Annotated in this window: 26 protein-coding genes; 11 read left to right on the top strand and 15 right to left on the bottom strand. The window is 36.9% G+C overall.

Features of this window, described 5'->3' with window-relative positions; translation table 11 throughout:
• Window positions 1–37: 37 nt before the first annotated feature.
• The 4 genes from hemW to K319_RS0115950 all read right to left on the bottom strand — a co-directional run bounded on the left by hemW (window position 38) and on the right by K319_RS0115950 (window position 4,364).
• Complete coding sequence (gene hemW / locus K319_RS0115935; RefSeq protein WP_084403464.1) at window positions 38–1,162, bottom strand: radical SAM family heme chaperone HemW; 1,125 nt, start codon at window positions 1,160–1,162, stop codon at window positions 38–40.
• A 49-nt stretch (window positions 1,163–1,211) separates the two neighbouring features.
• Complete coding sequence (locus K319_RS0115940) at window positions 1,212–2,144, bottom strand: PorP/SprF family type IX secretion system membrane protein (protein ID WP_235696120.1); 933 nt, start codon at window positions 2,142–2,144, stop codon at window positions 1,212–1,214.
• Window positions 2,145–2,199: 55 nt separating this feature from the next.
• Entirely contained in the window at window positions 2,200–3,267 is a 1,068-nt protein-coding gene (locus tag K319_RS0115945; protein ID WP_027384504.1) for an RluA family pseudouridine synthase, read from the bottom strand.
• 62 nt (window positions 3,268–3,329) lie between these two features.
• A complete protein-coding gene (locus K319_RS0115950) occupies window positions 3,330–4,364 on the bottom strand; it encodes a PASTA domain-containing protein (RefSeq protein WP_027384505.1) in 1,035 nt (344 codons plus the stop codon).
• Window positions 4,365–4,493: 129 nt separating this feature from the next.
• Between K319_RS0115950 and hpt the strand changes: the two genes are divergently transcribed.
• The 5 genes from hpt to K319_RS0115975 all read left to right on the top strand — a co-directional run bounded on the left by hpt (window position 4,494) and on the right by K319_RS0115975 (window position 8,604).
• The gene (hpt, locus tag K319_RS0115955; protein WP_027384506.1) at window positions 4,494–5,048 is read left to right on the top strand and encodes a hypoxanthine phosphoribosyltransferase; all 555 of its coding nucleotides are present in this window, start codon (window positions 4,494–4,496) and stop codon (window positions 5,046–5,048) included.
• 43 nt (window positions 5,049–5,091) lie between these two features.
• Window positions 5,092–5,670: an adenylate kinase gene (locus K319_RS0115960; protein WP_027384507.1), complete on the top strand. Its 579-nt coding sequence runs from the start codon at window positions 5,092–5,094 to the stop codon at window positions 5,668–5,670.
• 87 nt (window positions 5,671–5,757) lie between these two features.
• Entirely contained in the window at window positions 5,758–6,741 is a 984-nt protein-coding gene (gene obgE / locus K319_RS0115965) for a GTPase ObgE (protein WP_027384508.1), read from the top strand.
• 42 nt (window positions 6,742–6,783) lie between these two features.
• Complete coding sequence (locus tag K319_RS0115970; RefSeq protein ID WP_027384509.1) at window positions 6,784–7,266, top strand: DUF6438 domain-containing protein; 483 nt, start codon at window positions 6,784–6,786, stop codon at window positions 7,264–7,266.
• A gap of 87 nt (window positions 7,267–7,353) precedes the next feature.
• On the top strand, window positions 7,354–8,604 hold the full coding sequence (locus K319_RS0115975) for a DEAD/DEAH box helicase (protein WP_027384510.1): 1,251 nt from the start codon (window positions 7,354–7,356) through the stop codon (window positions 8,602–8,604).
• A 57-nt stretch (window positions 8,605–8,661) separates the two neighbouring features.
• Here the strand turns inward: K319_RS0115975 and K319_RS0115980 are convergent, their stop codons facing one another.
• The 10 genes from K319_RS0115980 to K319_RS0116025 all read right to left on the bottom strand — a co-directional run bounded on the left by K319_RS0115980 (window position 8,662) and on the right by K319_RS0116025 (window position 19,113).
• Entirely contained in the window at window positions 8,662–9,429 is a 768-nt protein-coding gene (locus K319_RS0115980) for a TatD family hydrolase (protein WP_027384511.1), read from the bottom strand.
• A 46-nt stretch (window positions 9,430–9,475) separates the two neighbouring features.
• Entirely contained in the window at window positions 9,476–10,429 is a 954-nt protein-coding gene (locus K319_RS0115985) for a GSCFA domain-containing protein (RefSeq protein WP_027384512.1), read from the bottom strand.
• A 145-nt stretch (window positions 10,430–10,574) separates the two neighbouring features.
• A complete protein-coding gene (locus K319_RS0115990) occupies window positions 10,575–11,546 on the bottom strand; it encodes a polyprenyl synthetase family protein (RefSeq protein WP_027384513.1) in 972 nt (323 codons plus the stop codon).
• 146 nt (window positions 11,547–11,692) lie between these two features.
• Window positions 11,693–12,835 (bottom strand): inorganic phosphate transporter, encoded by a 1,143-nt coding sequence (locus K319_RS0115995; RefSeq protein ID WP_027384514.1) that lies wholly within the window; start codon window positions 12,833–12,835, stop codon window positions 11,693–11,695.
• 22 nt (window positions 12,836–12,857) lie between these two features.
• Window positions 12,858–13,496 carry a DUF47 domain-containing protein gene (locus K319_RS0116000; protein ID WP_027384515.1) on the bottom strand — a complete coding sequence of 213 codons (639 nt, stop codon included), beginning with the start codon at window positions 13,494–13,496 and terminating at the stop codon, window positions 12,858–12,860.
• A gap of 149 nt (window positions 13,497–13,645) precedes the next feature.
• Window positions 13,646–15,337: a DEAD/DEAH box helicase gene (locus K319_RS0116005; RefSeq protein ID WP_027384516.1), complete on the bottom strand. Its 1,692-nt coding sequence runs from the start codon at window positions 15,335–15,337 to the stop codon at window positions 13,646–13,648.
• 119 nt (window positions 15,338–15,456) lie between these two features.
• Window positions 15,457–16,875 (bottom strand): L-serine ammonia-lyase, encoded by a 1,419-nt coding sequence (locus K319_RS0116010; protein WP_027384517.1) that lies wholly within the window; start codon window positions 16,873–16,875, stop codon window positions 15,457–15,459.
• A 204-nt stretch (window positions 16,876–17,079) separates the two neighbouring features.
• A complete protein-coding gene (locus K319_RS0116015; RefSeq protein WP_027384518.1) occupies window positions 17,080–17,721 on the bottom strand; it encodes a hypothetical protein in 642 nt (213 codons plus the stop codon).
• 89 nt (window positions 17,722–17,810) lie between these two features.
• Window positions 17,811–18,377, bottom strand: coding sequence for a YceI family protein (locus tag K319_RS0116020; RefSeq protein WP_027384519.1), 567 nt, complete (start codon window positions 18,375–18,377; stop codon window positions 17,811–17,813).
• 163 nt (window positions 18,378–18,540) lie between these two features.
• Window positions 18,541–19,113, bottom strand: coding sequence for a porin family protein (locus K319_RS0116025; protein WP_027384520.1), 573 nt, complete (start codon window positions 19,111–19,113; stop codon window positions 18,541–18,543).
• A gap of 217 nt (window positions 19,114–19,330) precedes the next feature.
• On the opposite strand from K319_RS0116025, the gene K319_RS0116030 reads away from it, so the two are divergent.
• The 4 genes from K319_RS0116030 (at window position 19,331) to K319_RS0116045 (ending at window position 22,946) form a co-directional block, all read left to right on the top strand.
• Complete coding sequence (locus K319_RS0116030) at window positions 19,331–20,698, top strand: DUF1800 domain-containing protein (RefSeq protein WP_027384521.1); 1,368 nt, start codon at window positions 19,331–19,333, stop codon at window positions 20,696–20,698.
• Window positions 20,699–20,709: 11 nt separating this feature from the next.
• Entirely contained in the window at window positions 20,710–21,906 is a 1,197-nt protein-coding gene (locus tag K319_RS0116035; protein ID WP_027384522.1) for a DUF1501 domain-containing protein, read from the top strand.
• Between the two features lie 122 nt (window positions 21,907–22,028).
• Complete coding sequence (locus tag K319_RS0116040) at window positions 22,029–22,451, top strand: organic hydroperoxide resistance protein (RefSeq protein WP_027384523.1); 423 nt, start codon at window positions 22,029–22,031, stop codon at window positions 22,449–22,451.
• A 66-nt stretch (window positions 22,452–22,517) separates the two neighbouring features.
• Complete coding sequence (locus tag K319_RS0116045) at window positions 22,518–22,946, top strand: MarR family winged helix-turn-helix transcriptional regulator (protein WP_051230759.1); 429 nt, start codon at window positions 22,518–22,520, stop codon at window positions 22,944–22,946.
• A gap of 78 nt (window positions 22,947–23,024) precedes the next feature.
• Here the strand turns inward: K319_RS0116045 and K319_RS0116050 are convergent, their stop codons facing one another.
• Window positions 23,025–24,047, bottom strand: a complete 1,023-nt coding sequence (locus tag K319_RS0116050; RefSeq protein ID WP_027384525.1) for a 3-oxoacyl-ACP synthase III family protein — start codon at window positions 24,045–24,047, stop codon at window positions 23,025–23,027.
• A gap of 238 nt (window positions 24,048–24,285) precedes the next feature.
• On the opposite strand from K319_RS0116050, the gene K319_RS0116055 reads away from it, so the two are divergent.
• Window positions 24,286–25,188 (top strand): magnesium transporter CorA family protein, encoded by a 903-nt coding sequence (locus K319_RS0116055; RefSeq protein ID WP_027384526.1) that lies wholly within the window; start codon window positions 24,286–24,288, stop codon window positions 25,186–25,188.
• A 1-nt stretch (window position 25,189) separates the two neighbouring features.
• Window positions 25,190–26,107, top strand: a complete 918-nt coding sequence (locus tag K319_RS0116060) for an endonuclease/exonuclease/phosphatase family protein (protein WP_027384527.1) — start codon at window positions 25,190–25,192, stop codon at window positions 26,105–26,107.
• Window positions 26,108–26,166: the final 59 nt, after the last annotated feature.

A 26,166-nucleotide genomic window follows, 5' to 3' on the forward strand; every position in this document is an offset into this window, starting at 1 on the left:
AATTGTCAGCATTGTCAGGCTGAGCTTGTCGAAGTCTTTAAACGATAAATAAATCGCTTGCAATCCCGTCTGCTAAGAACCAATGCTTTTCGGCAATTTTGAGGTAATTATTTTCTATTTCAAGAATTCCGGATTCTAGTTTGGGTTTGATTTCCTGTTTGAGATAATTGATTATTTCTGAAGAAAAATTCTGATTGATTTTTCCCAGATCAACGCCCCAAATTGTCCTGAGTCCAATCATCATCATTTCATTGAACCGGTCTTTTTCGGAAAGGATTTCGGTTTCTTTGGGAAGAATATTTTGTTTCAAATTTTTGATATAAATTGGATTGTTAGCAATATTCCAGCTTCTTTCCAAACTGCCGTTATAAGAATGCGCGGAAGGACCAATTCCTAAATACGGTTCAGATTTCCAGTAAGCAGAATTGTGTTTGGAATGAAATCCCGGTTTTCCAAAATTCGAAATCTCATAATGGTCGAATCCATTAACTTTTAGAAAGTCTTTCATATAATAGAATTCCTGATTCTGTTCTACTTCCTCAGGAGAACTCACTTTTCCATTCTCAATCCATTTTTCCAAAGCCGTTTTTGGTTCGACTGTCAAAGCGTAAGACGAAACATGAGGAACTTGTAATTCAATTGTTTTATTGAGATTTTCTTTCCATATTCCGAAGTTGGAAGTTGGTGAACCATAAATCAAATCGATGCTGATATTTTCCAATCCGAGATCCTGCGCTCTTTTAATCGAACTTTCCGCTTCGGAAGCATTGTGTGCACGGTTCATCAATTTCAGATCTTCATCAAAAAAACTCTGTGTTCCGATTGATAAACGATTGATTTCTGTATTGGATAATTCTTTGAGAAAATTTTTATTCAAGTCATCAGGATTGGATTCTAATGTAATTTCAATCTTTTCTTCAAAACTGAAATATTTCTGAATCTCATCAATCAAAGATCTGATTTCATCAACACTTAGAACCGAAGGTGTTCCCCCACCAAAATAAAGTGATCTCAAAGATCTATTTTCAAGTTCGTCATGTCTGAGCCGGATTTCTTTTTTAATTGCCAAAAGCATCTCATCCTTCAAACTAAAAGAAGTTGAAAAATGAAAGTTACAATAGCTGCATTTTTGTTTGCAGAAAGGAATGTGAAGGTAAATCATTAAAAAAGCCCTGAAAAATCAGAGCTCAAATTTATTCAAATTATATTATTTATCTATATCGGAAACCTCTTGTGTTGATAAAGTTTTCGATATTAAATCCAATGGACAACATAAAACTATTCCCAAAATTCTCAGTCAGTTCCGAAACACCAAAATTGTAAACCCCACCGAATGTGAAATTTCCAATACGTCCTTTGATGATAGGTGACATGCCCAAATTTTGGCTTCCAACGGCACTTTTTGCACTCCGGAAGCTGATTCCGGCAGAGATATTATTTTTCTCACCGAAAGCAGTGGCCATCAAATTATAATCAAATATTCTTGCGGAATTGGTATTAAGGTTCATCATCAAAGATGGTGTCAAAAATATACCATCTGCAAAATGCCAATCGTAACCGGCATTAAGATAAAATTTGGTGGGCGAAGGTTCTATCCCATTCACAATAGGGATATCATTACTGATCGGAATATCAATGACCGAAACTCCTCCGAAAAAGCCTCTATATTTTACAGCTGCCCCTAAATTGGCGTAAGCAATAAAAATATCGTTTGTGTTCTCTCCCAAAACAGGATCGCCGGGTTGTTCGGGATTAAGCTGGGTATAATCGATATTCATATTATAAAGATTCGTACCTATACCAAACGAAAACTGGTCCTGGCGGTCTTCTTCATCAGAAATAGGAATAAAATATGAGGCGCCCAACATCAAACCATTGGAAGATATCGGGCCATTCTGATCTCTGAAAAATGAGATACCCGCTCCCACCCTGTCAAAAACGTTTGCATGCAAACCTATTGTCTGGACATTAGGAGATTCATCGAGTTGTGAAAATTGCTTCTGATAATTCAGATTCAGAACCACATCATCTGTTTTGCCCAATAAAGCAGGATTGAATAAGAAATCTCCGTCAACAAGATATTGCTGATAAAACGGTAATGTTTCCTGTGCTTTGGTCTTTATAAAAAAACCAATAACAAGCAATAAAAATATTTTATAAAATATATAGTTCTTCTTCACATTACAAATATATAAAACTCTAATTATTATCGAGATATTTTCTCCAACGTTCTGCAGCATCCAGCATATCTTTCGGCATAGGGCTTTCAAAGTACAATTCCTTTTTTGTAGTAGGATGAATGAATCCCAGAGTATGCGCATGTAAGGCATGTCTTGGTAAAACCTCAAAAACATTCTGTACAAATTGTTTATACTTTGGAAGATTGATACCTCGCATTATGATGTTCCCTTCATACCTCTCATCATTAAACAAGGTATGGCCAATATGTTTCATATGGGCACGGATCTGATGCGTTCTCCCTGTTTCCAACTTACATTCTATCCAAGTCATATACCGAAATCGTTCCAAAACCTTGTAATGTGTCACAGCATGCTTACCATGGCTACCATCTTCATAAGTGTACATCTGCATCCTGTTTTTTGGATGTCTCCCAATGTGCCCAGTTATTGTTCCTTCATCATCCTGAACATTTCCCCAGACAAAAGCCCAATAAAGACGTCTGGTTTTTCTGTCAAAGAATTGTTTGGCCAAATAACTTAATGCATATTCAGTTTTCGCAATGACCAGTAATCCGGAAGTATCTTTATCAATCCTATGGACCAATCCCACCCTATCCAGATCGGAATTATAATTCGGGTCTTTTGCAAAATGAAACGCCAACGCATTCACCAATGTACCATCCCAATTCCCAAACCCAGGATGCACCACCATTCCTGCATCTTTATCTACAACGATCAGGTCTGCATCCTCATAAACAATATTGATCGGGATATCTTGTGGTATAATAACATTTGTCCTTGGTGGATGTGCAAGAAGGACGCTAATTTCGTCTCCTGGCTTTACCCTGTAATTTTGCTTTACAACAGTACCATTTACGACAACATTACCAGCTCTACATGTTTGAGAGATCTTGTTTCGGGAAGAGTTTTGACGAAAAATCGATAAAAATTTATCAATCCGAAGCGGTTCTTGATTTTTATCTACTTTGATGTTAAAATGCTCATATAACCCACTGCTTTCTTCATTGGAATTATTATCATCATTTAATATTTCATCTTCTAAGAAATCTTCGTTCTCGTCAAACATATCCTTATTTTAAAAAGGCTTCAACATTAGTCGAAGCCCATTCTATTTTAATTTTTATTTCTTTATTCAATGACTACCTTTTTTGGCTTTGGTTTTTCTACAGGTTTTGTTGTTTGTGGCGCTGTTCCATTCTGTTTTGGAACTGGACCGGGACTTGTCACTGGCTGTGTAGTTACCGTTTTTGGTTTTACTGCAGCTGATGCAGGTTGATCTGTAGTTGTGGCCGCCTTTTGAGTTTGAGGTTTTTGTTCAATTTGTGAAACCTCATTATATTGTATCGGTGCTAATGTCGTATCTATTTTTGGACGATACATTTCATCCAGCTGCTTGATCTTGTTCTGCAACTCTGCTGGTGTTTTCTTACTTGCCCAAAGATCGATCTGCATACCCTGATCTCTTTGAGCCCCAAATTCCGGATCTTGGTAATAAACAATATCGGATTCATCTTTTCCACCATCTTCGTGTTCTACGATCCCAACTTCAAACAATGCTTGTGAAATAATCTTTTTGGCTTCCTGAACAGTTCTTCCCACAACATTCGGAATTGTAACATTTCTAAGTGGACCCGATCCGATGACCAATCCTACTACGGAAAATTTTGGAAGCAAGGTTCCCGGCTTTATACTAGTTCCATTGTATATGATTCTTAACACAGCGTCTCTCTGGATACTTGGCTCATAAAGCGTATCGCCGACTTTCAACCCAACAAGATTCAGCTGATTGAACGCCAAACCTTTATATCTATCAATAATATCAGGAACCGCTACTTTTGCCCAAGTCTTAGGATTAACCTTCAACACAATAGCTCTGCCGTTTTTCACATTAGAACCTGGCGAAGGGAAAACAGCTAAAACCTGAAGAGGACGGAATTTTGGGTCATATTTGAAACTATCGACCTCATACTCCAGACCGGAATCATCTAATACTTTTATAGCATCATGAACGGTCATGTTCATTACATTAGGGACAGGAGCCTCTTCTCCGTGATTGGTATGAAACTCCAGCCAACGGAACGTAAGCCAGACGAGGCCGGCGAAAAATGCCATTGCCAAAACTATATTAAGTAATACTTTCCAATGGAAAAGCGATTTGAACATAATTATCCTTTTTCAGAAACGTAACGCAAATATAGATAATTAAATTGTATTAGTCTCCGATGAAAAAGCTTCATAAAAGAAAATCGGTCATTTGGCATAAAAATCTTATTTTTGTGCTTTGAAATATATATGGAGTCTATACAAGTTCACGACAAAGGTTTCGTTCCTTACCTGAAACACGATGAAATTCAGGATATTATAAAAAATCTAGCACTTAAAGTTTACGAGGATTACAAAGATGAAACTCCGATTTTCATTGGTGTTTTGAATGGCGTTATCATGTTTTTCTCAGATTTTTTAAAATATTATCCCGGTAAATGCGAAGTTGCATTTTTACAGGTCAGTTCTTATTCCGGAACTCAATCAACAGGTATTGTCTATAAAAAAATGGATCTTACAAAAGATGTTGTCGATCGGCACATCATCCTTATGGAAGATATCGTGGACACAGGAAATACATTAGAAAACCTCTTTGAATATTTCAAGAACACACAGCGTCCAAAATCCCTAAAAGTAGCTACCTTACTTTTGAAACCTGATGTTTTTAAAAAAGATTTCAAAGTAGATTATGTCGCAAAAGAGATTCCAAACAAGTTTGTATTAGGGTACGGATTGGACTATGATGAATTAGGAAGAAACTTGCCTGACCTATATCAATTGGAAGAAGGCAGAATCAATCATTAAACTTTCTCAAGAAAAAGAAATAAATCTATAAATTAAAGAAAATATGATCAATATTGTTCTCTTTGGCCCTCCGGGAAGTGGAAAAGGAACCCAAGCTCAGCATCTTATCGAGAAATTCAATTTGAAACAAATTTCTACGGGAGATCTTTTTCGGTACAATATGAAAAATGACACTGACCTTGGAAAATTAGCAAAATCTTATATCGACAAAGGAGAATTGGTTCCTGACCAGGTAACGATTGATATGCTGATCGATGAATTGAGAAAGCCAACAGAGACCAATGGATTCATTTTCGACGGATTTCCAAGAACCGCAACTCAAACAGAAGCTTTGGAAACAATTGTAAAAGAGCAGTTGGATTCTGAGATCAGTATTTGTCTTTCATTGATCGTTGATGATGAAGTTTTGGTACAGAGACTTCTGAAAAGAGGAGAAACCAGTGGCAGAACTGATGATTCTAACGAAGATATCATCCGCAACAGGATCACAGAATATTATACAAAAACTGCAGAGGTTGCAGAATTATATAAAGAACAAGGCAAATATGTAGAAGTTAATGGGATCGGCGACATTTCCGAGATTTCTGAAAAGCTATTTGCCGAAGTAGAAAAAATCAAATAAAAGAAATTTTCATTTTTAGAGAATAGATCATAGGCTATCTTGAAAGAGTCTATCATCTATTCTCTATTTGTCTATAATAAATTTAATATGTCAAATTTCGTAGATTACGTCAAAATCCATTGCACAAGTGGTCACGGTGGTGCAGGATCAGCTCACCTTCGTAGAGAAAAATACATCCCGAAAGGTGGTCCCGATGGTGGTGATGGCGGACGCGGGGGTCACGTAATAATGAAAGGAAACGCACATGAATGGACTCTTTTGCCGTTAAGATACACCCGACATGTGAAAGCCGAACGTGGACAAAATGGTCAAAAAAATCAATTGACCGGCGCTTATGGTGCGGATGTTTACATCAATGTTCCTTTGGGTACCATTGCAAGAAATGAAGAAGGCGAGATCATAGCAGAGATCCTGGAAGATGGGCAAGAGATCATCCTGATGGAGGGTGGAAAAGGCGGAAAAGGAAATGAGCATTTCAAATCCTCTACCAATCAAACACCAAGATATGCGCAGCCCGGAATGGAAGGACAGGAAGGCTACATCACCTTCGAGCTAAAACTCCTTGCCGATGTTGGATTAGTAGGTTTTCCTAATGCTGGTAAATCAACTCTTCTCTCATCCGTTTCTGCTGCGAGGCCTAAAATTGCAGATTATGCCTTTACAACTTTGACACCCAATCTTGGAATCGTGGAATGGAGAAATTACAAATCTTTTGTAATGGCAGACATTCCTGGGATTATCGAAGGTGCTGCAGAAGGAAAAGGTCTTGGACATAGATTCTTAAGACATATTGAGAGAAATTCAATTTTACTGTTTTTGATTCCTGCAGATTCTGAAGACCATTTTCAGGAGTTCAAAATTTTGGAGAATGAATTGAAAGAATATAACCCGGAACTAGTGGATAAAGATTTCATCTTATCGGTTTCCAAAGCCGATCTTTTGGATGATGAACTGAAGAAAGAGATCGCAGCAGAATTTCCGGAAAATAGACAGCCACTATTTTTCTCAGGCGTAACTGGTGAAGGGCTGCAGGAACTGAAAGATGCCATCTGGAAAAAATTGCACGGATAGATTTCGGAACAATTATTGAAAGAAATTGAACAAAAAATTACAATGAAATATCTACTAAGCCTTTTGGTTTTGATTGGGCTGACCTCCTGCAATTCTTCACAAACTTCCAAATATTCTAAAATCGAGTATGAAGTTGGGCCTTGTTTCGGATTTTGCCCTATCTATAAAATTATCATCAATCCAGATAGGACCGCAATTCTGGAAGCTGAGCACTATAATTTCTCAGAAGGTGAACGCGGACAGCTTGACACGCCAAGAGAAGGAACTTTCAAATCGATAATCAGTAAAGAAGATTTTGAAAAATTGATTGCGTTGACAGATGCTGCTGATGTGAAAACTTTGAATGACAATTACGAAGACAAAAGAATAATGGATGCTTCCAAAAGCTATCTAAGGGTCTATTTTTCAGACGGAAGTAAAAAAGAGATCAAATTTTCAGCTGGTGAAAAACCCGAAAAATTAACAGCTCTATATAAATACATCTCTGAACTGAAGCAAAATATAAAGTGGGAAAAAGTTAACTAAAAACTTTATTTTAAATAAGTTACCTTTGCAAAATATAATTCCTTCTAAGCGGAAGGGATTTTTTTATTTACATTAAAAACATTTCATTTGAATTTCGAACAATTAGGTTTAATAAAACCAATACTAGATGCGCTAAAAGTACAGGGTTACGAACAGCCTACACCAATACAGGAAAAAGCAATTCCATCCATTCTTCAGAAAAAAGACCTATTAGGAAGTGCACAGACAGGGACGGGAAAAACAGCTGCTTTCGCTATTCCAATCCTACAGAATCTTTCTGAAAAAGAACAACATAAGAATCAGATCAAAGCTTTGATTCTAACACCAACCAGAGAATTGGCAATACAGATAGAAGAAAACTTCAAAGCTTACAGCAAAAATCTCAAACTGAAATCTCTTGTGATCTTCGGTGGTGTAAAACAACATCAACAGGAACAACAAGTGAAAAAGGGAGTTGACATCCTGATCGCAACGCCAGGCAGATTATTGGATTTCATTTCCCAAGGTATCATCAAACTTCATCATTTGGAAATCTTCGTTCTAGACGAGGCCGACCGAATGCTGGATATGGGATTTGTACATGATGTGAAAAGAATTCTGAAATTGATCCCGGCGAAAAGACAAAACCTTTTCTTCTCTGCAACCATGCCGAAAGAAATAGCAAAATTGGCCTCTGAAATCCTTGTAAATCCTGTAAAAGTAGAAGTTGCCCCGGTTTCTTCTACTGCAGATACAATCCAGCAGAGTATCTATTTTGTAGAAAAGGATAATAAACCTGATCTTTTGATCCATCTTTTACAAGATCAGAAATTGGATCAGGTCTTGGTATTTTCCAGAACCAAACACGGGGCCGATAAAATAGCAAGAAAGCTGCACCAATCCAAGATCTCCGCTGAAGCCATCCACGGAAACAAATCTCAGAATGCAAGACAAAATGCACTCAACAATTTCAAATCGAAAAAAACGAGAGTTCTGGTTGCAACAGATATCGCAGCAAGAGGAATTGATATTGATGAGCTGAAATATGTCGTAAATTACGAACTGTCCGATGTTTCCGAAACTTATGTCCACAGAATTGGGAGAACTGGTAGAGCGGGCTCAGAAGGGACTTCGTTTTCGTTCGTTGACGGACTGGATCTGGCCAATCTTAGAAATACGGAAAAACTGATCGGGAAGAAAATCCCTGTTGTAACAGACCATCCTTATCATACCAATGATTTGGTCGAACAAAAAAGGGACAGCAATAACAAACCTTTTATTCCGAGACCTAAACCACAACAAAAAGCAGACATAGGATTTAAAAAGCCTAAAAATAAAGGATTTTTCAGAAAAAAATAAAACAAGAAACCGGAAGTTTATTTCCGGTTTTTGTATTTCAAAGGATTAATTCAATTACTATTTTAATCCAAATAATTTCAAAGCATTCTCCGTTGTAATTCTATCAATCTCAGCAAAGTCTTTTCTGTAAATATCCACCAACTTTCCGGCAACCAATTCCACATAAGCACTTTCATTTCGTTTTCCCCGGAAAGGAACTGGCGCAAGATAAGGAGAATCTGTTTCCAAAACGATTTTATCTAAAGGAATATCATTCAGAAATTGATCGATTTTCCCATTTTTAAAGGTCACTACTCCACCGATTCCCAAAATGAAATTAAGGTCAATGGCATGATTTGCTTGTTCCAGATTTCCCGAAAAACAATGAAAAATCCCGCGAAGTTTTGGATGTTTCTTTCTTTCCAGGACTTCAAAGGTCTCTTCAAAGCTTTCTCTTGTATGGATCACAATTGGCAAATCTCTTTCGACAGCCCAGTCGATCTGTTGTTCAAAAGCTTTTATTTGAATATCTAAGGTCGATTTGTCCCAATATAAATCGATACCGATCTCGCCAACAGCACAAAAAGGTCTATCATTAAGCCAAGTTTCTACAATTTTCAATTCTTTCTCCCAAGATTCCGGCTGAACGGAACACGGATGCAATCCCATCATAGAGAAAACCTTATCTGGATATTGTGCTTCCAGATCAATCATTTTCTCGTGTGTCTCGGAATCGATTGCGGGAAGAAAGAATTTTTCCACGCCTTTGTCCAAAGCACGTTGAATCATTTCATGACGGTCTTCATCAAACTGATCGGAATATAAGTGGGTATGAGTATCTATCATATGTTTTGCGACTGGCATCTGGCAAATAGCGAATAGCCATAAGCAATTAGCCAAATATTTTATGCTTAACTTTCTTTTGTTGTTCAAGGATCTTCTGATTGATCTTTTCTAGAAATTCCTGATATTTTGGATTTTTCTCATCATTGGTTTTATGATTCAGAGCTGTGATGATCTTATTATTTTCATTGATGAAAACTTTGGTCTCATCGGAGAAATAAGCATTTCCGAACTTCTCCCAAATGTATTGAACTGCCTGAGAATTGGGATGGATCATATCATCTTTGTAAAATCTGTAGTCACGCAAGTCATCCATCATTATCTCATAAATTGGAAGGTAATGACAATTCGCTTTAGCAGAAATCGATTCGTGGATCGCATTGATCAATTTCGATTTGCTTAATTGATTTTCAATAATTCCGTCTTTCGTATGACGAACTGGCGAAACTGTGAACAAAATCTGAACCTCATTTTTGCAGATATCATTCAGAATTTCAATGGTTTTACTGATGGAATTCGTTAGTTCCTGATGCGATAAAAACCGTTTTTCAAAAAACTTCTGTGGAATCTTATGGCAATTGGCAACCAATCTGTTTTTCGGCAAAAATTCATAAATATAGGAAGTTCCAAACGTGATAATCACAAAATCTGTACTTTGTAAAAACTGATTGGCTTCCTCAATATTCCGGTTGATTTTCTCCAAAGATCTATGTGCAAATCTGGAATCAAAAGACGAATGATGGTCCAGACTTATATAATTCTCATTCGCCAAGATCAAATCATTTTCATGATATTCTTTTGCATCATAGATCTGCTGAATAGCATTATGAATAGAATATGGATTGAAAATCGTCCCAAACGGGTTATTCAAAGACTGAATCTGTCCTTCAGAAAATTTTTCGTGCATTTCTGTCACAAAACAGGAGCCTATAGAAAATACGCAATCTTCGATTCCTATTTTCTTCTCACTCACATTGATATCTACTTCTGTACGGAATTTCATTTTGGATGTTGTAAGTTTTTGGGTAAGAATTAAAATACTTCATTCTATTAACTACCCCGTCAAAATTTTCCTTCAGGAAATCTTGCCACCCTTTCAGAGAAGGGAAATTTTTTGTTATCTTTTTACTTTAATCTTCTTTCTTTCCTTAACTCTCTCTTCTCAAAAGGTAATTTGCCAGTTCGCGGAAAGGTAATTTACTTTCGTCCGGCAGATCGATCTTATCAAGGTATGATTGCCCCATCTCATTATGTTTCTGGATCAGTCTCAGAACCTTATCATCAACTTTTGTTCTTCTGAAGATCTTCTCTACGCTGTAAACTTTGTCAACATTATCTGTTTTCTTGGAATACCAGTAATTCAGTTCTGATAATTCTTCAGGATTGGCATGTTCGAGAGCCAGGAGATAAAGAATGGTTTTTTTATTTTCATAAATATCACCAGCATGTTTTTTTCCGAACTGTTCCTGATTTCCGAAAACATCCAGATAATCATCCATGATCTGGAACGCAATTCCGATGTGTTTTCCGAAGTTGTACATCGCTTCTGCATCTTCTTCTGATGCTCCTGCGATCAGAGCTCCGATCTGGAAGGAAGAGGCACTTAAAACACCCGTTTTGAACGTAATCATTTGGATATAATCCTCATAGGTCACATTCGACATATTCTCGAAATTGATATCGAACTGTTGGCCCTCACAAAGAACTGCTCCGGTTTCGGAAAAGATCTTGATACATTTTTTGAATAATTTAGGTTCCAGATCTTCGAAGAACTGATAAGCTTTGATTAATAACGCATCTCCTGAGAGTATCCCGACATTGATCCCATGCAATGTATGAATTGTCGGCTTGTTCCTTCTCAACGGCGCCTCATCCATAATATCATCGTGGATCAGTGTAAAATTATGGAAGAACTCTATCGCCAAAGAAGGTTTCAAAGCCTTCTCAAGATCACCCTTGAACAGATCACAAGCCATAAGTACCATTATCGGACGAAGTCTTTTCCCTCCATGAGAAATGATGTAATTCATCGGATGGTACAACTCGTCTGGCTTATTGGTGAAAGTATATTTTTCGATAGCGTCTGCTACAATTTTCTGATACTGGTCTAGAAATTCCATTTAAAAACTTGTTTACGGCAAAAATACGATTTTTAAAAATGTTCTGCCAAGATTTTGAATCTTGTTTTGTCTGTTTTGGTATCATTTAAAATAAAAAAGCTTCCCAAAAATGAGAAGCCATATTTCTATTAGTAACGAATTAAAAATCAAAAGATCAATGCGACCAGCAGGTAAGTAAATCCAGCGACTATCGCGCTGATAGGAATTGTAAGAATCCAGGCCCAAAGCAGGCTAACTGTAACGCCCCATCTTACAGCAGAAACTCTTTTAGTAAGTCCGACTCCAATAATGGAACCAGTAACTGTATGAGTTGTAGAAACCGGGATCCTCAATTGTTCCGTGATGAAAAGTGTAATGGCTCCTGCAGTTTCTGCCGCCACACCTTCCAATGGTGTTACTTTCGTAATTCTGGTTCCCATTGTCTTGATGATCTTCCAACCACCACTCATAGTTCCCAACGCAATCGCCAAGAAAGACACCACAGGAACCCAAAGATAATGGTCCGCAAAGAAATTAAAACGTTCACCTTCTGCAATATTCAAATAAAGCGGGTCTTTCATCATATTCACGTGGAAATAGATCATCGCTGCTCCAATAATTCCCATTACCTTCTGTGCATCATTGGTTCCATGCCCAAGACTAAATAAAGCCGAAGAAATCAACTGTAATTTTTTGAAAACTCGCTCAGCTTTATGCGGATTGGCTCTTTTACAGATATTAACGATGATCAATGTAATAACAATTGAGATCGCCATACCGATAAGCGGCGCCATAAAAATAAATAAGAAAATAGGGATCACCACTTTATACTTCACTACATTCTGTGAGAAAAGCTGTACAAATGCTTTATAAACTTTATCAAAGAAAGAATATTCCGGATGTGTGATCGCAATCAAATGATAGTCAGAGATCAAAGCGTGCATCAATGCAGCGCCAATGAATCCGCCAATCAAAGTGTGAGATGATGAGGATGGAATCCCGAACCACCAGGTCAACAGATTCCATGCAATGGCTGCAATAAGTCCTGCAAATATAACTTCCAAGGTGATGAAGTTTTCATCAACGGTCTTGGCAATCGTATTACCAATTTTGAATTCGCCAACTACATAGGCTGCAAGGAAAAATGCTGCAAAGTTCCAAAATGCCGCCCAAAGAACAGCTTGAAAAGGAGTTAGCACTTTTGTAGAAACAATGGTTGCGATAGAGTTGGCCGCATCATGAAAACCATTGATATAATCAAATATTAGCGCAAGAGCGATAATGACAATTAGTAGAATTGGAAATTCCATTCGTTTATTTTTTGATACTGCTTTATGCGTATTTGATAACTATGCTTTCCATTGTGTTGGCAACATCTTCCGCTTTGTCTGTTACAATCTCAAGATAATCCAAGATCGACTTTTGTTTGATGATCAATAAAGCATCGTTGGTTTCAAATAGCTTCACAATAGCCTGACTCAAAACATCGTCAGCAATATTCTCATAAGAATTGATCTTGATACAAGATTCTCTTACTTCGTCAGGATTTTTGAAATCCTTCAAGTTTTCTAAAGCTTTCTTGATCTCTATACAACATTTGTAGATCAACAAAGAGAACTCAGAATAAACTTTGTTATCCGGGCTTTTGTAAAGATAAATATATTTTGCAGAAGCATAGATATAATCCGCAATATCATCCAGACCAGACGCAAGATAATTGATATCTTCCCTGTCAAACGGTGTGATGAAATTCTCGCCCAATTGTACGAAGATCTCATGCGTAAGGTCATCAAGTTTATGTTCGTAATCGCTCATTTGATTCAACAATGTTTCATCGTTGATATCAAAATCCAGTAAACCTTCGTGGAATGTTTTTGACATTTCTACTAAGTTATCCGCTACTCGAAGAAACAGATCAAAAAAGATCTTGTCTTTTGGCTGAAATGCTCTGAAAATATTACCTATTCCCATTTTTATGTTTAATTTCTGCAAATATGAAACAAAAAAACCTTACCTAAAAACTTTAATATTAATTTTTCATTAAGATTAAAAACAACAAAAACCTGTTGATTAACAGGTTTTTACAATTATATTTTAAACATTCGTTAATGTTTTTATCATTAATTTGCCACTTCCGCACGCATTTCTTTTCCCCGAAATTTCATGCTAGTCAATCCGTCTAAAACTTCATTCTTATATGACTTTTCGATTTCAAAGAAACTGAACTTGTCCAGTATTTCTATATTACCGATATCAGCTCTTTTTTTGGATTTGGAAGTTGCCTTGTTGATGATGTCCAGCATATCCACTTTCTTCAGCTGGTCTCTCTTCCCAAGGTTGAAGAAGAATCTTACCATATCTTCATTCTTTCTTCTTGGTTTTCCGCCTCTGTCGTTTCTATCGCTACGGTCTCTTCTTTCTCTGCTTTCTCCATTTCTTTCACGCTCTCTTCCTCTATCTCTTCTACTTCCCCCTCTATCATCTCTGTTGAATTCCTGCTGTTGGATATCGTTTCTATCTTTATAATAAGTTGCAAGATCCTTCAATTGGAACTGTAGTAATTGGTGTACCAATTCTTCTTTTGTAAAGTTGGAAAGGTCTGGGATCAGAGAATCATCAAATTCGAAGATATCTTCATGTTCTGTCAACAATTTTTCGAAAACACCACCAACCTGGGCTTTGATAATATCTTTCCCGGTTGGAATTTTTTTCTCTTCAATATCAATCTTAGTTTCGGACTTGATCTGCTTCAATTTTCTGCTTTCTTCCGGCTTTATTAATGCCATAGAAATCCCATCCTTACCAGCACGTCCCGTTCTTCCGCTTCTGTGAACAAAAACTTCCGGATCATCTGGTAAAGAAAAATGGATAACGTGAGTCAAAGAATCCACATCCAAACCTCTAGCCGCAACATCTGTCGCAACCAAAATATCAATATTTTTCAGCCTGAATTTCTTCATTACCGTATCCCTTTGTGCCTGGGAAAGATCACCGTGGAGTGCATCTGCTGCATATCCGTTCTGCATCAAGAAATCTGCAATTTCCTGAGTTTCCATTCTGGTTCTACAAAAGATAATTGAATACTGATTCGGGTTTGAATCAATTAATCTTTTAAGAGCATCTTTTTTCTGTCTGTAACCAACCACGTAATATTCGTGCTTGATGTTTTTCTTAACCGCATTGATCGATCCAACAGAAATTCTGTGGGGATTGGTCAAATAGTTTTTAGAAATACGCTCCACTTCTTTGTTCATCGTTGCGGAGAACAAGAAAGTCTGTTTTGTTTCAGGAGTTTCGCTAAGGATAGTTTCCAGATCATCTTTGAAACCCATGGATAACATTTCGTCAGCTTCATCCAAAACCACCCATCGCACTTCAGAAAAATCAAGTGCTTTTCTTCCGATCATATCGATCACACGACCCGGAGTTCCCACAATGATCTGTGGCTTGTCTCTCAAAGATCTGATCTGATCCATAATGCTACTACCACCATAGACAGCTGTGGTCTTGATGTTTTTAAGGTATTTCGTGTAATTTTTGATGTCTTTGGTAATCTGGAGGCAAAGTTCTCTAGTAGGGCAAAGCACCAATAATTGGATTTTACGACTGTTGTCGTCTATCATATCCAAAATCGGAAGCGAAAATGCTGCTGTTTTGCCTGTTCCTGTTGCCGCAAGTGCGATAAGATCGCGAGTATCTGTAGAGATAAAAGGAATAGTCTGTTTTTGGATTTCTGTCGGCTCTACGAAGCCGAGGTCGCCAATCGCCTGAAGAACTTCAGCGCTAAGATTGGATTCCGTGAATAAATTCATTTAAAGATCGTCTAATTTAGGTACAAAGGTACACTTTTTATTTTTAATAACAAACCGGCTTCTTTTTTAACGATTCTTTATTACATAAAATTAATATTAGAATTACAAATTTAATGTATCTAGCACTCCGCCACGTTCACTGCCACGGCCAAGCCACCCTCAGAAGTTTCCTTATATTTGGAATTCATGTCCAGTGCGGTCTCCCACATCGATTTGATGACACTGTCCAAAGAAACTTTTGCTTTTGCCGGGTCGCCATCCAGCGCAAGAGATGCCGCAGTAATGGCTTTCATTGCCCCCATAGAGTTTCTTTCTATGCATGGGATCTGAACTAGACCGCCAATTGGATCGCATGTCAAACCCAGATGATGTTCCATGGCAATTTCAGCGGCCATCAAAACCTGACCTGGCGTTCCACCAGAAATCTCAGTAAGTCCAGCTGCAGCCATTGCCGATGAAACACCGACTTCTGCCTGACAGCCTCCCATTGCAGCGGAAATGGTCGCATTCTTTTTGAACAAAGTCCCAATTTCGCCTGCAACCAGCAGGAATCTGATAATATCTTCTTCGGAATTGAATGGTGTAAAAACTTGTGAATACATCAAAACCGCAGGAATTACGCCACTTGCTCCATTTGTAGGTGCAGTAATAATTCTTCCGAAAGATGCGTTTTCTTCATTTACGGCAAGAGCAAAACAAGAAACCCATTTGGTGACCGAACTGAATGTTTTCTGCTCATTCTTAACCATTTCGAACCACTCATTTTTATTTTTGTAAACCTGTGTTCCGAGAAGTTTTTCATTCATTTCGGATGCACGCCTTGTGACATTCAGACCACCAGGAAGAATCCCTTTCTTATTAATACTTTTGTAAACACAATCTTTGATATTATCCCAGATCTCCAAGGCTCTTTGCCGCGTTTCTTCGTGGGTTCTCCAGGATTCTTCGTTTTGAAAAACCAAATCGGAAATTTTATCAAGCTTAAGTTTTTCAATGTACTTCAAAATATCGCTGCCATGATGGCAAGGATAAAGTGTGCGGACACAACGGTCTTCCATAGAATTATCTTCCCTGGTAGCAACAAATCCGCCTCCAACTGAATAATAATCCTGACTTAATTCTTCGTCATTTTCAAAAACAACTTTGAAAATCATTCCGTTGGGATGAAAATCCAGAGATTTTTCTTTGTTGAGAATCAAATGATGTCCATAAATAAAAGGTAGCCAAATCTCCCCGCCTAGATGTATCTTTTGCTCTGATTTGATCTTTTCAATTTTCTCATCAATTTTATTGGTATCGATTGTTCTAAAGTTTTCTCCACTCAAACCAAGCATTCCAGCTATATCAGTCCCATGACCGACACCTGTTTTTGCCAATGAACCGAAGAATTCCACAAAAACTTCTTTCACATCTTGTAAAGAATGATTTCTTTTTACCAGATCCAGGAACATCTTTGCAGCATTCCAAGGCCCCATTGTATGTGAAGAAGATGGTCCGATTCCGATTTTTATGATATCAAAAACACTGATAGATTCCATTGAATTGTAAAAAATTATCGTTTGTAAATGTAATTGATTTTTGAAATCGGCGCAACTTTATATTAATGGCATTGATTGCTGCTATTTTTTTGAACACAAAGAGCACAAAGATTTTTTGAAATTATTGAAAATATTTAAGGTTCTCAAAGGGCTTCGCTCAGTTAATATTTTGATTTTCTAGCTGATCTGGCCCAAATAAAAATTTCACACAAAAATTGTCTTGAGAATCTCTGAAACCTGCTTTGCTTTTGTCAATGGAAAAAGATGTGTTGCATTTTTTATCACAAAATCCGGTTGCGAATTTTTAATCGGGAAAACGATGTCCTTATCTGCCAAGATCTGAATGACATCGGGTAATTTCTCAAACTTCCATTTTGCAACTTTATCCATAGACCATTTGAGGTAATACGGGTCTTTTACCCGGAAATATTCTAAGAGGTTAGAATTCTTGGAATCAAATATCTTTTTCAGAAACATATATAAAACCGAACTGCTGTTCCCAAAAAGGCGTTCCGGAATATACTTGATAGCGTTTGTTTTTTCTCCTGCCTTAATGAGTTTTGATTTCTCTGCGTCACATCTGATGCTTCCCAAAATCACAATTTTTTTTGCCGGTTTGAGCTTGTGAATCTCCTGAACCAAAATTCCTCCAAAAGAATATCCCATCAAATAAAACTCCTCGGAGTCATCAATAGATTCTGACATTCTTGCAACATAATCAGAAAATTCTTCGTTAAGATGGGGAATCAGCCAAGGAATGTGAACGATTTCAATTTCTGGATTGAAAGTCAATTTTTCCAGAACTTTGCCATCTGCACCGAGTCCACTTATGATGTATAATTTCATTTGATAGAGTTCTTTGGTGTTTTTGTTCAAATTTAATAACAAAAAAGAGCAGAAAAAATTCTGCTCTTGAAAATATATTTTTTAAAAAATTATTTCACGCTGATCTTAACTTTCAAATCAACATCGTCTTTTACCAAAACGTCTTGCATTGTAGATTTGTAAGCTACATCAAATTTTTGTCTGTCAAAAGAGAATTTATCAGATTCCAAAGTTACAACTCCGTTTGCAGAAGTGATTTTTGCAGGAAAAGAAACCGGGTTGGTCTTTCCTTTTACAGTTAAGTTTCCGTTTACCACAAAGTTGTAATCTTTATTAGAATTTTTCTTTACAGAAGTAATTTTGTAAGTAGCGGTCGGATATTTTTCAACTTCGAAGAAGTCGCCGTTTTTCAAGTGACCGTTCAGTTTCCCCTGATATTCTCCGGAAAGGTCAGTAGAATTGATAGAAGTCATATCCAATACGAAATCTCCTCCTACAACTGCCCCATTCTTAAGAACCAAGTTCCCCGATTTTACATTCACAGTTCCATCGTGAGAAGATGCCTCTGTTTTTGCGATTTTATAACCCCACCAGTGTACATCTGAACTTGTTAATTTTTTAGTTTGTCCGAAAGCCAATCCGCTTACCAATACAGCTAGTAATAATACTTTTTTCATTTTTTTAATAATTTTAATGATGCAAATCTACTTAGAATGATTCAAAATTAAACTTGATGTATGATAAGTTTTTCAAAAATTAACGCCCTCATGAAAATGAAGGCGTTAATGTGTCATAGTTTGATTAAATATATTGACTTCAACGGAATGAAGAAAAATCAGATTATTTTCCTAAAGGAATATTGTAGCTGAAACCTACTCCGATTGCGCCGGCGTTATATTTTTGGTCGCCGATCTGGCCTTTGTCTCCGGTAAATGTTTTATTATACTGAGCAAAGAAGTTCCAGTCACGATTGTGGTAACCTATTTCCGGTTTGATATAGAAACCACCGTCTGGTCTTGCAACATTTACATTTTCGGCAACTCTGTCATCCCCCACGATAAATCCATAACCCAAATCAGCCCCGAAATAGAATCCCATCTGTTGCGGGTACACACGGAAAAGCGCAGCAACAGGAATTACACCAAAGTCATTATTTTTAACTTCGATTCCGTTAACATTTCTATCTTTTCCAAAATAATTGTTATAGCCAGTTGCTATACCCAAACCAAATCCCGGTGTAATCAGATTTTGATAAGATAAGTCCACTCCAAGATTGGCAGCTGTGTTTCCACCTGTTGAAATGCCTCCGTTAAGACCAACTTTCAGCATATTGGTCATATCGGAGCTTTGTGCAGACATTAATCCTCCTGCCAAAATTCCCGCTCCCAATATTAACTGCTTTAAAGATTTCATATTTTTAAATTTTAAATTTTACAAAGGTGATACTTGTAAATTCCGTGCCAAAACTGATTTTTTGTTTGACAACTCTAACAATACAAGCATCAATAAACTAATTTTCAATTATTTAAAATCATAAATTAATATTAAAATTTATTCATAAACCGATATTTTCATCATATTTGATTTAACTATTCGTTCAAAGTTAACTCAAAACAAAAAAGCTGCTGATATGAATAATTTCCTGAAAAATAAACATTTGATTTCCAGAGCGGGTTTTGGTATTCATCATAATGATATTGAGAAATACAAGAATACAAGTCCTAAGAAACTGTATCAGGAATTGAAGAATATCCCTGATTATAATGTTTTAGAAACCGACGTAAAAGCTAAAACGCCAGAAGAATACAGAGAGATGCTGAGAGCGAAGGATAGAAAACCCTTGAACTTATTCAATAAGTTCTATAACATTTCATATAGAAAATCCTGGCACAATCAGATGATAAATACACCTTATCAGCTTCAGGAAAAAATGGCATTGTTCTGGCACGGGCATTTTGCAACAAGAATTCAACAAGCACCTTTCAACAAGGAGATCATTGAGATATTTAGAAAACATGGATTGGGCAATTTTCGAGATTTAGTTTTCGAAGTATCAAAATCTTCAGCAATGCTCATTTTTCTCAATAACCAACAGAACAGAAAAGCGAAACCAAATGAAAACTTCGCAAGAGAACTGATGGAATTATTTACTTTGGGAAGAGGAAACCTCTATACAGAAAAAGACATCAAAGAATCGGCAAGAGCTTTCACAGGCTGGAGTTATAATGGATTGGGGCAATTCATTGATAATAAAAAACAACACGATACAGGAGAGAAAGAATTTCTTGGAAAAACCGGAAACTTTGATGGAACCGATATTATCAATATTATTCTCGAAAAACCAGAGTGTGCAGATTTTATCACTAGAAAGATTTATCAATTTTTTGTTAATGAAATACCTGATGAAAAGATAGTAAGATCACTCAGTCAAAAATTTTACAAATCCAATTATGATATAATGACGCTGATGGATGAGATTTTCCTTTCCGATTGGTTCTATTCTGAAAAAAACATTGGCGCAAAAATAAAATCTCCTGTTGAATTGATCGTAGGAATCCGACGAATAATGCCAATGGACCTGCAAAATAAAGATACGATCTACAACTTCGAAAAACTACTCGGACAAGAACTTTTACAACCCCCAAATGTCGCAGGATGGCCATCCGGAATGGCCTGGATAGACAGCTCCACTCTACTTTTGAGAATGAAAATCCCTTCCGTAATGGCTGGTTATAAAACTCTCGATGTTGAACCAAAATCCAATGATGATGTCAATATGGGAAAAGAGGAAAAAAAAGTGGTCGTCAACAAAAAACAAAATACGATCACCATCCACTGGGACAGCATCAATAATATCCTTGACCAAGACCTATTTGAAATTTTATTGGCCAATCCTAATGAGAAAATTCAGGATATGATCACACAATTCAATGCCGATAAAAGTAAGAAGCATTTGATGATAAGTATTATGTCAACACCAGAATATCAACTTTGTTAAAATAAGCTGTTATGATTATCAATAGAAAAACCTTCATAAAAACTAGCAGTCTGGCTGCGGCTTCATTTCTTTTCCCGAATTTCCTGAAAGCTTTGACCTTACCGGAAGCGCTTGCAATGAATGGGAAAACACTCATCATTCTTCAGCTATCTGGTGGTAATGATGGGCTCAATACGATAATTCCTGTTAAAAATGATATTTATTATAAGGTCAGAAATCAGATTTCAATCAAGGAAGAAAATGCCCTGTCGCTAACCGATGAAGCAGGAATCAATCCAAATCTAAAATTCTTCAAAGAATTGTATGACAACGGAGAATTGGCAGTAATGAACAATGTCGGTTACCCGGAACCAAACAAATCACATTTTAGAAGCATGGACATCTGGCAATCTGCTAGTGATAGCAGACAATTTATTAATTCCGGCTGGCTGGGAAGATATCTGGATGAAGCTTGCCATGATTGTCAAAATCCTACACAAGCAATAGAAGTGGATGACCTTCTAAGTCTCGCAATGAAAGGAGAGAACAACAAAGCGATCGCCTTCAAAGATCCGAAAAAATTATTTGACAATAGCCAGGAAACGCTTTATAAAAAATTAGCCGAGGAACATCACGACCACGAGCACGATTTGGCTTCATATCTCTATAATACGCTCGGAAATGCCATTAATAATTCAGGGTATATTTTTGAGGAAAGCAAAACCAAACCAACTGACAAGGTTTATCCAACGACACAAATAGGAAAAGACTTTAAAACGATTGCTTCGCTTATTAAATCCGATATTAATACGCAAGTCTATTATCTTTCCATCGGAAGTTTTGACACACACTCCAATCAGAATCAAAAACAGAATCAATTATTCAAAAACATTAATAATGCGATTGAAGTTTTTACGAAGGACATGAAAGAGAATGGAAAATTCAATGATGTGATGATCATGACCTTTTCGGAATTTGGGAGAAGAGTCGCCCAAAACGCCAGTAACGGAACTGACCATGGAACCGCCAATCAAATGTTTTTCATCAGTGGTGGGCTCAAGAAAAAAGGATTATTGAATCCACTTCCTGACCTGACCAATCTAAAAGACGGCGATCTGATCTATACCGAAGATTTTAGGAAAGTCTATGCGACAATTCTTAAAAGATGGTTGAATTCCGATGATCAAAAAATTCTTGGTAAGGCTAATGGTTACTATGATTTTATATAATTCTTAAAAAGATTATAGTTTACATCAATAATAGATTTTGATTTAAATGTAAAATTATATTTTGCACAATATAATTTTTCAAAATACATTTGTACCATCAAATAATAATTAAATCATCAAAAATGAAAACATTGTACAGTATTGGCGCAACAGCCAAAGGAGGAAGAAACGGAAACGTAAAAAGTGATAACGGAATTCTGGATTTGGAAGTAAGAATGCCAAAAGGTCTAGGTGGTGCGAATGACGATTACGCCAATCCGGAAATGCTTTTCGCAGCAGGATATTCGGCTTGTTTTGACAGCGCATTGAATTTGGTTATTAAACAAAGCAAAATCGAAACTGGTGAAACAACGGTTACTGCGAAAGTAGGAATCGGGCAAATTGAAAATGGAGGATTTGGTTTGGATGCAGAATTACACGCCAATATTCCGGGTGTTTCTTTGGAACAAGCTCAGGAATTGATTGAAAAAGCGCATCAAATTTGTCCTTACTCTAATGCGACACGAGGAAACATCGATGTAAAATTGACTGTGAGCAATGATTAAATTTTGTTCCCCCAACCGGAGCAAAATTATTTATCTTTGAATTGTGGGATCAACTCAAAACTCGACATGGAAGATCTATTAAAACTTGACAGGCAACTTTGTTTCTCCGTTTATGTTTTACATCGCGAAATAATGCAGTGCTATCGTCCGATTCTGAAAAATATTGGGTTGACCTATCCACAATATATTGCAATGATGGCTCTTTGGGAAAAGGACGATCTGACCGTCAATCAAGTTGGTGAGGTTTTACAATTGGATAACGGAACCTTGACACCTTTGCTGAAAAGATTAGAATCCAAAGGTTACCTGGAAAGAAAACGAAGCAAGGAGGATGAGCGAGTTGTTAAAATCTATTTGACCGAAAAAGGTGCAAAACTTAAAGAAAAAGCTACCTGTATCCCGATCGAACTGGCAAAAGCAATGAATCTCAATCTTGATGAAATGGAACAATTGAAATCTTTATCAGATAAAGTCGTTCAGAAAATCAATCAATAAAACAAGAGCTATTCAGAATCTGAATAGCTCTTGTTGTTTTAAAATCCTTTATCTTCTTATTTGATTCTTTTGTCTTTATTAATATTCGAACAGAACGCTTCCCCAAGTGAAACCACTCCCGAAAGCAGACAAACAAACCAAATCGCCACGTTTCATTCTACCTTCCATAATTGCCTCACTCAAAGCAATCGGAATAGAAGCGGCGGTTGTATTACCATATTTCTGAATATTCACAAATACTTTTTCGTCTGGAAGATGCAATAATTGCTGAACATATTGTGCAATTCTGATATTCGCCTGGTGAGGAATCAACAGATCTAAATCTTCAATCTTTTTCCCAGCTTTTTCAAGCGCTTCTAAAATTGTCTCCGGAAATCTTGTAACTGCGTGTTTGAAAACAAAGTTTCCATTCATCACAGGATAGATGTCTTCTGCTGTCAAAGAATCTGGGTTATTCAGCAAAACATCACTCCAGCCTAATTTGGTCCCGGGGAATTTCACGGCTAATTCTTCGGCATATTTTCCTTCGGAATGCATATTCACGGATAAGATTCCTTTTGCATTTTCACCTTCGCTTGCAGATAAAACCACTGCTCCTGCTCCGTCTCCGAAAATAACAGAAACACCACGACCTCTATCACTCATATCCAAACCAAATGAATGAATCTCAGCTCCTACAACCAAAACATTTTTGTAAAGTCCGGATTTGATAAAAGCATCAGCAACACTCATCGCATAGACAAAACCAGAACATTGGTTTCTTACATCTAATGCGCCAATCGTGTCACAACCCAACAACTCTTGTAAGAGAACGCCAGAGCCGGGGAAGAAATAATCCGGTGATAAAGTTGCGAAAACAATATAATCAATATCTTTTGCTGTGAGATTCGCATTTTTAAGGGCGATTTCTGAAGCTTTGAAACCGTAAAAAGAAGTTGTTTCTTCAGAATCTACTCGGTTTTTGCGATGTCTTCTTTCTTTGATCCCAGTTCTTTCCGTAATCCATTCATCGTTGGTAGTCATCAGCTTAGAAAGATCGTCGTTCGTTACTATGTTTTCCGGAACGTAGTGTCCTACTCCGGTTATTATGCTTTTAAACATTTTTAGAATTTGATAAAAATATCCGCAAAAATAAATATTTTATTTAATACATAAGTTTCAGATTAACAGATTTTTTCTATCTCTCATAAACCCTCTGAGCATCGGACCACTCGCAACCCGACTTGAACGGAGCTCTTTTTCTTTTTTCTCAAAAAAGAAAAAAGCGGGAGTGGAAGGCGGATAAAGTTGCCCTAAACAAAATTATAATTATTACTGAGATTTTATTTAGTTTTGTTATATGCCGATAGAACAGAAATACAAAACTGCCAACTGGGAATGGATTGACGTGATTGCGCCGACGGAAGAAGACCTCCGTTTTTTGAACGAGCGTTATCATATCAATTACCTTTTATTGGAGGACACGATAGACCCGAACCACCTTCCAAAGTATGAGGAAGTGAATAATGTGAAGTTTTTCCTGACGAGAGAATCTACAGACCTAGAAAGGCGAAATCTGAACAGCATCAGTGATATCAGCAGTAAATTGGGGATTTTTCTGTTACCGAAGCTGATTATCACAACTCACCGGGTGAAAAGCAAAAGCATCAATGAGGTTTTTGAGGAACTGAAGAAAGATAACCCTGAGGATATTTCGCGTGATCGGCTGGCTCTTCGACTGGCCCTGAAGGTTATGAAGACATTTGATGATGAGAGTCAGACACTGTTGGAAGTGATGGATGCTATGGAAAACGAAATCTTTCTGAAAAATACGAATCAGACCAACCAAATCCGAAGACTTTACAAACTGAAAAGAAAATCGGGACTAAACACCAGAATTCTGAATATCTCAGGCGAATGGATCTCGAAGTTCAAAAATCTTGAACTTGAGGAAGTTGAAGTGATGGATTTATTGGATAAGCAAAAAGATGTCATTGCCGACTTTGATCATGTGAATGCCCAAACTGTCAACCTTATTTCTATGTTTTTGGCCTTGTCTGACCAAAAGGCAAATCAGGTGATGAAGCTCTTGGCAATCTATTCGGTATATTTTTTACCGATTACTTTCATTGCGGGAATCTACGGAATGAACTTCGATAATATGCCGGAACTGCATCATAAGCATGGTTATTTTTACACTTTGGGACTGATGCTTCTGATTGTGGTTTGTACATTCATTTATACCAGAAGAAAGAAGTGGTAAAATGATAAACCAAGATCTATTCCTTTTCTATAATGTCGAGAATTTTTATCCTCCCAATCAAGAATCGTTAGGTTTTCATAATTGGGATGATCACAAATACAATCTGAAAATCAGAAAGATCACCAACGTCTTTCGTTTTGTTGAAGAGGATTTTGGGCAATTACCTTCTATCATTGGCTTGGCTGAGATTGCCGCGAGGTCTGTTTTGGAAGATTTGATTAAAAGTGATTCCCCAATTTGTGATTACGAAATCATCTATGAACCATCTGACGACTCCCGAAATCTAAGTGTGGCTTTGATTTTTGATAAAAGGAAATTGACTTTAGAAAAATATCAGACTTTGAAGTTTCAATTGGATGAAGAGAAAGAATTTGATACGAGAGATATTTTACACACAGAGTTTTTGTATCAAGGGAAAAAGCTTAATATTTTAGTTGTTCATCTTCCTTCTAAGAGGAATCAAGATGCCAAAAAAGAACAACGAGATTATATTTTCGAAAAGTTGAAAGAAATACTTCAGAAATTATTTGATAAAAATGAAAGTATAATCCTGATGGGCGACTTCAATGAAAATCCTGATAATGAAATCTTGAAAGAACTACTACACAATGAAAATGGAGAGAAAATCCTTGACAATCCTTTTGAAGCATTATTGGAAGACGATCGATTTTCAACTTATCACGGAAAGAAAGGCGTTTGTTTTGACCAAATCATTTGCACAGAGAAATCACTAATAGAACAATTGGATTTAAATAAAATCGCAGCCGAAATCTACAACTCTCCCCGACTTAGAAACAAAGACAACAAGAACAACAAATATCCTCACCGCACTTATTCGGGTTCACGGTACATGGGCGGATATAGTGACCATTTTCCTGTTATTTTAAAATTGGAAAATGATACTGCACGTGAATCCTAAAATACCTTTCATTTTAAGAATTGCTTTCATTTTTGAGTATCTTTGAGATATAGCACAAC

This window comes from Epilithonimonas caeni DSM 17710, assembly GCF_000426465.1.
GTDB classification, from domain to species: Bacteria; Bacteroidota; Bacteroidia; order Flavobacteriales; family Weeksellaceae; genus Epilithonimonas; species Epilithonimonas caeni.

Excerpts from the sequence above, each read along its gene's own strand:
- K319_RS0116010 (WP_027384517.1), bottom strand. The coding sequence starts at position 16,875 with ATGGAATCTATCAGTGTTTTTGATATCATAAAAATCGGAATCGGACCA.
- K319_RS0115960 (WP_027384507.1), top strand. The coding sequence starts at position 5,092 with ATGATCAATATTGTTCTCTTTGGCCCTCCGGGAAGTGGAAAAGGAACC.
- K319_RS0116060 (WP_027384527.1), top strand. The coding sequence starts at position 25,190 with ATGATAAACCAAGATCTATTCCTTTTCTATAATGTCGAGAATTTTTAT.
- K319_RS0116055 (WP_027384526.1), top strand. The coding sequence starts at position 24,286 with ATGCCGATAGAACAGAAATACAAAACTGCCAACTGGGAATGGATTGAC.
- K319_RS0116015 (WP_027384518.1), bottom strand. The coding sequence starts at position 17,721 with ATGAAATTATACATCATAAGTGGACTCGGTGCAGATGGCAAAGTTCTG.
- K319_RS0116025 (WP_027384520.1), bottom strand. The coding sequence starts at position 19,113 with ATGAAATCTTTAAAGCAGTTAATATTGGGAGCGGGAATTTTGGCAGGA.
- K319_RS0116050 (WP_027384525.1), bottom strand. The coding sequence starts at position 24,047 with ATGTTTAAAAGCATAATAACCGGAGTAGGACACTACGTTCCGGAAAAC.
- K319_RS0116005 (WP_027384516.1), bottom strand. The coding sequence starts at position 15,337 with ATGAATTTATTCACGGAATCCAATCTTAGCGCTGAAGTTCTTCAGGCG.
- K319_RS0116035 (WP_027384522.1), top strand. The coding sequence starts at position 20,710 with ATGATTATCAATAGAAAAACCTTCATAAAAACTAGCAGTCTGGCTGCG.
- K319_RS0115945 (WP_027384504.1), bottom strand. The coding sequence starts at position 3,267 with ATGTTTGACGAGAACGAAGATTTCTTAGAAGATGAAATATTAAATGAT.
- hpt (WP_027384506.1), top strand. The coding sequence starts at position 4,494 with ATGGAGTCTATACAAGTTCACGACAAAGGTTTCGTTCCTTACCTGAAA.
- K319_RS0116020 (WP_027384519.1), bottom strand. The coding sequence starts at position 18,377 with ATGAAAAAAGTATTATTACTAGCTGTATTGGTAAGCGGATTGGCTTTC.
- K319_RS0115970 (WP_027384509.1), top strand. The coding sequence starts at position 6,784 with ATGAAATATCTACTAAGCCTTTTGGTTTTGATTGGGCTGACCTCCTGC.
- hemW (WP_084403464.1), bottom strand. The coding sequence starts at position 1,162 with ATGATTTACCTTCACATTCCTTTCTGCAAACAAAAATGCAGCTATTGT.
- K319_RS0115980 (WP_027384511.1), bottom strand. The coding sequence starts at position 9,429 with ATGATAGATACTCATACCCACTTATATTCCGATCAGTTTGATGAAGAC.
- K319_RS0116000 (WP_027384515.1), bottom strand. The coding sequence starts at position 13,496 with ATGGGAATAGGTAATATTTTCAGAGCATTTCAGCCAAAAGACAAGATC.
- K319_RS0115950 (WP_027384505.1), bottom strand. The coding sequence starts at position 4,364 with ATGTTCAAATCGCTTTTCCATTGGAAAGTATTACTTAATATAGTTTTG.
- K319_RS0116030 (WP_027384521.1), top strand. The coding sequence starts at position 19,331 with ATGAATAATTTCCTGAAAAATAAACATTTGATTTCCAGAGCGGGTTTT.
- K319_RS0115985 (WP_027384512.1), bottom strand. The coding sequence starts at position 10,429 with ATGAAATTCCGTACAGAAGTAGATATCAATGTGAGTGAGAAGAAAATA.
- K319_RS0116040 (WP_027384523.1), top strand. The coding sequence starts at position 22,029 with ATGAAAACATTGTACAGTATTGGCGCAACAGCCAAAGGAGGAAGAAAC.
- K319_RS0115995 (WP_027384514.1), bottom strand. The coding sequence starts at position 12,835 with ATGGAATTTCCAATTCTACTAATTGTCATTATCGCTCTTGCGCTAATA.
- K319_RS0115990 (WP_027384513.1), bottom strand. The coding sequence starts at position 11,546 with ATGGAATTTCTAGACCAGTATCAGAAAATTGTAGCAGACGCTATCGAA.
- obgE (WP_027384508.1), top strand. The coding sequence starts at position 5,758 with ATGTCAAATTTCGTAGATTACGTCAAAATCCATTGCACAAGTGGTCAC.
- K319_RS0116045 (WP_051230759.1), top strand. The coding sequence starts at position 22,518 with ATGGAAGATCTATTAAAACTTGACAGGCAACTTTGTTTCTCCGTTTAT.